Source organism: Petrocella sp. (assembly GCF_059865615.1).
Genome location: NZ_JCBCDA010000092.1, coordinates 1 through 5114, shown reverse-complemented (window position 1 = coordinate 5114; position 5114 = coordinate 1). Strand labels below are relative to the sequence as shown.

The following is a 5114-nucleotide window of genomic DNA, read 5'->3' as shown; positions in this document are numbered from 1 at the left end:
GGAACAAGGATAAAGATCTAATACGGTTTTTGAATTCACTAAAATGAGGTTACGTTATGCCGAGTTCACGAAATTGTTTACTTAGAAATAAAGGGTTTACAGGCTGTAACTCGGCATAATATCTAACTCTACATAAGGTGGGAATCTATCGCCATTGCTCTCGAATATCATGTTAAATGAGTTGGATAAGGAAATGGAAAATCGAGGATTGAACTTTGTCAGATATGCAGATGATTGTGTCATAATGGTAGGAAGTGAGAAGTCGGCTAAACGAGTGATGAAAAGTATAACAAAATTCATAGAAGAGAAACTGGGATTAAAAGTAAATGCTGAAAAGAGCAAGATAAGCCGTCCCAAGCAGTTAAAGTTTCTAGGGTTTGGATTCTACTACAATAGTTTTGATAAGAAGTATAAAGCGAAACCACACAAAACGTCTGTTGAAAAGTTTAAGATGAAAATGAAGAAGCTAACATCTAGAAGCTGGGGTGTTAGCAATAAAGTGAAAGTAGAAAAGTTGAATCAGCTAATACGTGGTTGGATTAATTACTTCAAAATTGGAAGTATGAAGACAATATGTAAAGACTTGGATTGTAAAATTCGCATACGATTACGTATGTGTATATGGAAGTTCTGGAAGAACCCAAGAACACGTATGAAAAGATTGGTGCAACTAGGAATTAATAAGAACTGGGCCAAATGTACAGCATATAGCCGTAAAGGCTACGCAAGAATTTGCAGTGGTGGTGCAGTTGTAGTTGCAATAAACAATAAAATACTAGCCCGTTTTGGACTAGTATCTATGAGCGATTATCTTTCACTTAGTACATGTTAAGTTGATTGAACCGCCGTATACGGAACCGTACGTACGGTGGTGTGAGAGGTCGGGAAAACTTACCAGTTTTCCCTCCTACTCGATTATTCTCTAGGAAACTTTCCTGTTGGAACAATTTGTTTTGCAAAGCAAATTGTTTCGTAAAACTTATTTATAGATTGCTTAAGACGTTGATTGCTTGCGTTTTAATAACGATGTCATAATGCTCATCATAAAAATCTAGTTTTGATTTTCTACAATGTATGGCTTCGCCATACTCTGATAAGACACCTCGGATAACTTTACAATCCGATTTATATAGACTTTCTGACTGCATACTGAAGATGTATTTTTGTGGTGAATCGGTTTTGTATACGCGGCTTTGATCAAATGAATACTTAAGTAAAAATCTGCTTGCAGTTGTTAAATCATCCAATGTGTCAAATCCATATACGAAAAATGCAGCTATTTTCTCATCTTCTATGGAAGGTTCTTTATGATGTTCTTCAGGATGTACCATTTCATGGGCGGCTTGTTCAGAAGGTTCTTCTTTTTTCTTAAAGGTACGAGCGCTTGGAATGGACAAGCCTGAATATTTGTCATCTAATTCATCTGGGTTATCGACTTTTGTAATAATCAACATTATGCCTTCGGATGATAGAGGGACCGCTTCGATCATCAGGGGTGTGGTACCTGACTCGAAGCCAAACTCAAAGGAAGCTTTTTGCATCATGTCTTTGAAGAGTTCCTGAGCTTTTTCCGAACCATATGCGAGTTCGTTGACATTAATGTGTCTGTTCAAGAGTTCTTCTTTATCGAGCACACATTTTATTTGATTGCTACTTATTTTTTCAATTCTCATATCATCACTTCCTTCTCGAAGGCAACAAATTCGGATCAGTTACATTCACTACATAGAAAGCAATTCAGCATCTTATACTTATATTATACGATAAAAGCATAGAAAAAGCAAAGTCGAATGTTTTCTTTGAAAATTCAAAAAATGTTCGAAAACAGTTGATTTATGCCTATAAATCTGATATTATTTGTTAGGGTTGCTTTTGAAAGCTAACTTGCTTTGTGGTTGTGGTATAATTATTATCGGACATAAAGTCTATGATGGCAAGAGAAATATTAAGGATTCATTGAAAATTAACACTTTAGTCATCTTATAGATATAATATTAATATGGTTAAAGGGCTAAAACGAAGTTTTACTAAATTCACATACAATATTAAGTTTTGACACCCTAACCATTAATAAAAATGTTTAAGGATATATTGTGTAAGCTAAATAAATGAGAGTGAGGAACGAAAGGGGCTGTTGACATGTCTGCAAAAATAATTATCGGCGCTCAATGGGGCGACGAAGGTAAGGCCAAAATAATCGACATATTATCAGAAGAGGCAGAGGTGGTCGTACGTTCACAAGGTGGAAACAATGCCGGTCATACTGTCGTTGTTGGAGACGAAGTCTATAAGTTCCATCTCATACCTTCAGGAATACTATATAGTGGCACAAAATGCATTGTGGCCAATGGTGTGGTTATAGACCCAGAAGGTATTTTGGAAGAAATTAACCATATTCATGAAAAGGGCATCTCAACAGATCAATTAAGCATCAGCGATCGTGCACATCTAGTTATGCCTTATCATAAGATTTTAGATGGCATAAAAGAAGATTATAGAGGTGAAGGTGATATTGGTACAACCAAAAAAGGCATTGGACCATGTTATATGGATAAAGCGGAACGTTCAGGCATAAGAGTTTGTGATTTATATAATGAAGAGGTTTTTAAAAACAGGGTCCGAGAGAATGTTTTGATCAAGAATAAAATCATCAAATATGTCTATAATCAAGAAATTCAGCTGGATGCTGAAGAAATTATTGAGACATACTTGAACTATGCAAAAAAGTTGAAAAAATATGTTAAGGATACAACTGTAGAAGTATTTGAAGCGCTGAGTAAGCAACAGAAGGTCTTGTTTGAAGGTGCTCAAGGTACATTGTTAGATATTGATCTTGGCACTTACCCTTATGTTACATCGTCACATCCTGTAACGGGTGGTGTTTGTGTGGGGTCGGGTATTGGACCCACCGCTATTGATGAATGTATCGGGGTCATGAAGGGTTACATCACCCGAGTCGGGAAAGGCCCGTTTCCAACAGAATTATTTGATACTGTTGGAGAAAAGATTAGGGATGTTGGTCATGAATATGGAACAACAACAGGTCGACCTAGAAGGGTGGGTTGGTTTGATGCGGTCATCGGAAAATTTGCTGTTAGAACGAGTGGTTTGACCAGCATAGCCCTTAACAAGATTGATGTTATGGCCAATATTGACACCGTAAAAATCTGTGTAGCATATAAAAAAGGTGATGAAGTTGTTGATGAGTTTCCGGCAAGCCTTGAAGATTTGGCTCTGTGTCAGCCAATCTATGAAGAGTTACCTGGTTGGGGTTCAATCGATCACATTAGAAAGTATGAAGATTTGCCTAAAGAGGCAAAAACGTATATTCAAAGATGTGAAGAACTATGTGGTGCCCAAATTACCATGGTCGGTGTTGGACCGGATCGTGAGCAAAACATATATAGGTTAAAGGGTCAAAACTAAGTTTCACTAAATTCATATACCATATATAGATTGGATTGATACATTCGCAACTATATATGGTATATGAAAGTTCAACTATATAGTTTTTAACGACTTAACCTTATATATAAACTAATCAAAGGGCTGCCAATCTGGCAGCCTCGTTTGTTAAACCTCTTTGTTCTTGCACATCAAACACGGGTGACGTATAATAAAATAATGGTTGGTTGAAGCGTTAAATCGATAATATTTTGACTTCTACCATAAAAGAATATGTAAGAATGAAAGAGGTATAAGATGCAGTTTATCATAGGTCTTGGTAACCCTGGCACAAAATTCAACGGAACCCGTCACAATATTGGGTTTGAAGTGATAGAAAGACTTGCTAATGACTACCATATCAAATTAGATCGAAAAAAACATAAGGCATTCGTAGGTCAAGGTGTCATAAAAGGTGAAAAAGTTATATTAATGAAACCCCAAACATATATGAACTTAAGTGGTGAAGCTATTGCAGACGTTCTTAGTTTTTATAAGGAAACACCGGATAAAATTATTGTTGTTTATGATGATACCAGTTTGGATGCTGGAAAGCTTAGAATTAGGGAAAGAGGTAGTGCCGGTGGTCATAATGGCATCAAAAATATCATTGCTCATATGAAAACTCAGGAATTTACTAGGATTAAAGTGGGTGTGGGAGAAAAACCACCTGGTTGGGATCTTGCGGATTATGTCCTATCTAGGTTTGATGACTTGGAAATAAAACCTATACAAGCTTCTATAAAGATGTCAGCAGAAGCAATTGCTATGATTTTGGATGTGGGTGTGGAGAAAGCCATGAACCATTTTAACAATAGGAAAGCAGGTGAAAGTCTTTGAAAAAACATATTGGAACCTTACTGATTATTGTTGGTATTGTAATTATTACAGTGCCACTTGTGGGACGATACGTAGCAACCAAAAGACAAGAAGCCTTGTTGGCAGATTTTCTTGAGCAAAGCATAATGATAGAAGATACAGATAGTTATGATAATCTAAGTGCATCTTTAGAATGGGGCGTTCAAGAAGAAAATCAAGAGAATTTATCAGAGGCGCTTGAAGCCGCAAGTGTATCATCTATAGATGATGAGGGCTTGGTAGAGGATGATTCGGAAGGAAACCTTGAAGAAACGGTTATAATCAAACAGAGACCGAAAGCTGTTGCCATACTTGAAATTGATAAAATAGGTATTAAACTACCGGTTGCAGAAGGTGTGGATTTGGCCACCTTAAAATTTGCATTAGGGCATATGCCGGAAACGGCTGCTCTTGGAAGTATTGGGAATGCTGTTGTGGCAGGACACAGAAGTCACAGTTTCGGTACTTATTTTAATCGTTTGAATGAGGTGGAGATTGGCGATGCCATAAAAGTGACAACAGGCGGTCAAACATATATCTATGAAGTATATGAAACGCGCATTGTTGAGCCAGATGATCTTTCTGTATTAAGAGGGAGTAGTAATCACAAAGTGATTACGTTAATTACTTGTCATCCTCTTTACACTTCGACACATCGTTTGATCGTCCATGGTGTTATAAAATGACAAACCGTAAAAGGTATAATAGGTCTAAAGGACTATAAAGATAGGCAATAAGTTACAAGTTAGCAACAAACATTGCATTCTATAGACCTATTATGCTATAATGTATACAAGATAATACAGCTTATA

4 protein-coding genes and 1 pseudogene are annotated in these 5114 nt (G+C 36.7%); 4 read left to right on the top strand and 1 reads right to left on the bottom strand.

Annotation, left to right across the window (positions count from 1 at the left end):
* Window positions 1-136: 136 nt before the first annotated feature.
* A pseudogene (locus AC6F8J_RS10240) lies at window positions 137-832 on the top strand (group II intron maturase-specific domain-containing protein); the annotation flags it as partial.
* A gap of 151 nt (window positions 833-983) precedes the next feature.
* Here AC6F8J_RS10240 and AC6F8J_RS10235 read toward each other — a convergent pair.
* Window positions 984-1673, bottom strand: a complete 690-nt coding sequence (locus AC6F8J_RS10235; RefSeq protein WP_500723116.1) for an adaptor protein MecA — start codon at window positions 1671-1673, stop codon at window positions 984-986.
* A 466-nt stretch (window positions 1674-2139) separates the two neighbouring features.
* Between AC6F8J_RS10235 and AC6F8J_RS10230 the strand changes: the two genes are divergently transcribed.
* From AC6F8J_RS10230 to AC6F8J_RS10220, 3 genes are all read left to right on the top strand, one after another.
* The gene (locus AC6F8J_RS10230; protein WP_500723114.1) at window positions 2140-3426 is read left to right on the top strand and encodes an adenylosuccinate synthase; all 1287 of its coding nucleotides are present in this window, start codon (window positions 2140-2142) and stop codon (window positions 3424-3426) included.
* A gap of 276 nt (window positions 3427-3702) precedes the next feature.
* Window positions 3703-4284, top strand: a complete 582-nt coding sequence (pth, locus tag AC6F8J_RS10225) for an aminoacyl-tRNA hydrolase (RefSeq protein ID WP_500723112.1) — start codon at window positions 3703-3705, stop codon at window positions 4282-4284.
* Entirely contained in the window at window positions 4281-4988 is a 708-nt protein-coding gene (locus tag AC6F8J_RS10220; RefSeq protein WP_500723110.1) for a sortase, read from the top strand. The genes pth and AC6F8J_RS10220 overlap by 4 nt, the downstream gene beginning before the upstream one ends.
* The last annotated feature ends 126 nt before the right edge of the window (window positions 4989-5114 follow it).

Excerpts from the sequence above, each read along its gene's own strand:
- AC6F8J_RS10230 (WP_500723114.1), top strand. The coding sequence starts at position 2,140 with ATGTCTGCAAAAATAATTATCGGCGCTCAATGGGGCGACGAAGGTAAG.
- AC6F8J_RS10235 (WP_500723116.1), bottom strand. The coding sequence starts at position 1,673 with ATGAGAATTGAAAAAATAAGTAGCAATCAAATAAAATGTGTGCTCGAT.
- pth (WP_500723112.1), top strand. The coding sequence starts at position 3,703 with ATGCAGTTTATCATAGGTCTTGGTAACCCTGGCACAAAATTCAACGGA.